Raw genomic sequence first — 2,913 nt, 5'->3', positions numbered from 1 at the left:
CACCAGCATGCCGGGCGCATCGGTGCCGGTGATGTTGCAGACGGCGAACGGCCGCTGCTCCGGAGCCTCACGCCGAGCGTGCTCGGGATCCTTGTCCGCCGCGGAGCCGACTTCGCGGCGGCCGAGGACGCCGTGCAGGAAGCGCTGGTCGAGGCGGTCCGTGTCTGGCCGGCCGATCCTCCGCGGGATGCGAAGGGCTGGCTGGTCACCGTGGCCTGGCGCAAGTTCCTCGACGCGAGCCGGGCGGACGCCGCCCGCCGCCGGCGCGAGGACCTCGTCGAGGAGGAGCCGGCGCCCGGCCCCGCGCCCGCGGTGGACGACACGCTCCAGCTCTACTTCCTGTGCGCCCACCCGTCGCTGACGCCGTCGTCCGCGGTCGCGCTCACGCTGCGCGCCGTCGGCGGTCTCACCACACGCCAGATCGCCCAGGCCTACCTGGTGCCCGAGGCAACCATGGCGCAGCGCATCAGCCGTGCCAAGCGCACCGTCTCCGGCGTTGGGGTATCCCCTGCTCGAGCGAAGTCGAGAGCTCGGGGAAGGTTCGACCAGCCCGGCGACGTCGCCACCGTGCTGCGCGTCCTGTATTTGGTCTTCAACGAGGGCTACTCCGGCGACGTCGACCTCGCCGCCGAGGCCATCCGGCTCACCCGGCAGCTCGCGGCCGCGATCGACCACCCCGAGGTGGCGGGGCTGCTCGCCCTCATGCTGCTCCACCACGCCCGGCGCGCCACCCGGACCGCGCCCGACGGCAGCCTGGTGCCGCTCGCCGAGCAGGACCGAGGCCGGTGGGACACCGCGTCGATCGCCGAGGGCGTGGAGATCCTGCAGGCGGCCCTCGCCCGCGACCGGCTGGGCGAGTTCCAGGCCCAGGCCGCCATCGCAGCACTCCACGCCGACGCGCCCACCGCTGAGGAGACCGACTGGGTGCAGATCGTCGAGTGGTACGACGAGCTCGCGCGTCTGACCGACAGCCCGGTCGTCCGGCTCAACCGCGCAGTGGCCGTCGGCGAGGCCGACGGACCGCGCGCCGGGCTGGCGGCGCTCGCGGCGCTGAACGACTCCTCCCCAAGCTCTTCGAGCAGGGGATACCCCATTCCGCGCCACACCGCGGTGGCGGCGTACCTCCACGAGCGCGACGGCGACCTGGCGACGGCGGCACGGCTGTACGCCGAGGCGGCCCACGAGGCACCCAACCTCGCCGAGCGCGACCACCTGACGCGCCAAGCCGCCCGGCTCCACGCCCGCCGACGTCGCTGACGGGTCGCGCCCCGCGCCGTTTCGCGCGATCTCGGCCACGGCAGCTTCAGCTCACTCCCGCAAGGATCTCGGGAACTTTAAGTTACCGGCCGGCAATCCCTTGACGTCATTCGCGGGGGCGGGCAAGACTGCCGTCCACCGGTCGACATTGTCGAACAGTGGACGGAAAATCGGAGCAGCGTCGCTCCGATCGGGGCTAGTGCCTGGGTGCCGGGGCGCCTGGGCGCAATCGACGAGCTGAATCGATGCTTTCCTGCGCCCGCCGGCTGCCTGCACCCGCCGGCTTCCCTGCACATCGGGCCCCCGCCACCCCCCGCACCGTATTGAGCCGCTCCAGGAGCACACCGTGACCGACGCACACACCGCCGGCCCGTTCATCGCTGCGATCGACCAGGGCACCACCTCCAGCCGCTGCATCATCTTCGACAGGGACGGCCGGACCGTCTCCACCGACCAGAAGGAGCACGAGCAGATCTTCCCCAGGCCGGGCTGGGTGGAGCACGACGCCAGTGAGATTTGGACCAACGTCCAAGAGGTCATCGCCGGGGCCCTCGACAAGGCCGGGATCACCCGGCCCGGCCTCAGGGCGATCGGCGTCACCAACCAGCGCGAGACCACCGTCCTGTGGGACAAGAACACCGGCAAGCCGGTGCACAACGCCCTCGTCTGGCAGGACACCCGCACCGACGCACTGTGCAAAGAGCTGGGCCGTAACGTCGGCCAGGAGCGGTTCCGCCGCGAGACCGGCCTGCCGCTGGCCTCCTACTTCTCCGGCCCCAAGATCCGCTGGCTCCTGGACAACGTCGACGGCCTGCGCGAACGCGCCGAACGCGGCGAGATCCTCTTCGGGACCATGGACTCCTGGGTCATCTGGAACCTCACCGGCGGCCCGTCCTGCGGCGTCCACGTCACCGACGTCACCAACGCCTCGCGCACCATGCTGATGAACCTGCACACCCTGGAGTGGGACGAGCGCATCCTCGCCGCCATGGACATCCCGGCCGCCATCCTGCCGCGGATCCGCTCCTCCGCCGAGGTGTACGGCATGGCCGGCGGAGCCCTGTCCGGCGTGCCGGTCGCCTCCGCGCTCGGCGACCAGCAGGCCGCGCTCTTCGGCCAGACCTGCTTCTCCGAGGGGGAGGCCAAGGCCACGTACGGCACCGGCACCTTCATGCTGATGAACACCGGCCGCCAACCCATCAACTCCCACAGCGGGCTGCTGACGACGGTCGGCTACCGGATCGGCCGACGGGCGCCGGTCTACGCGCTGGAGGGCTCCATCGCCGTCACCGGCTCGCTGGTCCAGTGGATGCGCGACCAGATGGGCCTGATCGGCACCGCCGCGGAGATCGAGACCCTGGCCGGCACGGTGGAGGACAACGGCGGCTGCCACTGCGTCCCTGCCTTCTCCGGCCTGTTCGCCCCGTACTGGCGCTCCGACGCCCGCGGCATGATCGCGGGCCTGACCCGCTACGTCAGCAAAGGGCATATCGCCCGCGCCGTACTCGAGGCCACCGCCTGGCAGACCCGCGAGATCGTCGACGCGATGCACAAGGACTCCGGAGTTGCCCTGTCCGCGCTGAAGGTCGACGGCGGCATGACCTCCAACAACCTGCTGATGCAGACGATTTCCGACGTCCTCGACGCGCCCGAGGT

Annotated in this window: 2 protein-coding genes; both read left to right on the top strand. The window is 71.3% G+C overall.

Features of this window, described 5'->3' with window-relative positions; translation table 11 throughout:
• Positions 1 to 54: 54 nt before the first annotated feature.
• Positions 55 to 1,257: a DUF6596 domain-containing protein gene (locus AB0D04_RS42480; RefSeq protein ID WP_362712833.1), complete on the top strand. Its 1,203-nt coding sequence runs from the start codon at positions 55 to 57 to the stop codon at positions 1,255 to 1,257.
• Between the two features lie 346 nt (positions 1,258 to 1,603).
• Positions 1,604 to 2,913: glycerol kinase GlpK (gene glpK, locus AB0D04_RS42475; RefSeq protein WP_362712831.1), on the top strand; the 1,310-nt coding region annotated here is incomplete at its 3' end.

Origin of the sequence: Streptomyces sp. NPDC048483, from assembly GCF_040651455.1 — a bacterium.
Classification (GTDB): Bacteria; Actinomycetota; Actinomycetes; order Streptomycetales; family Streptomycetaceae; genus Streptomyces.
Note: the sequence above shows the minus strand (reverse complement) of the source record. Positions and strands in the feature narration are given on the sequence as shown.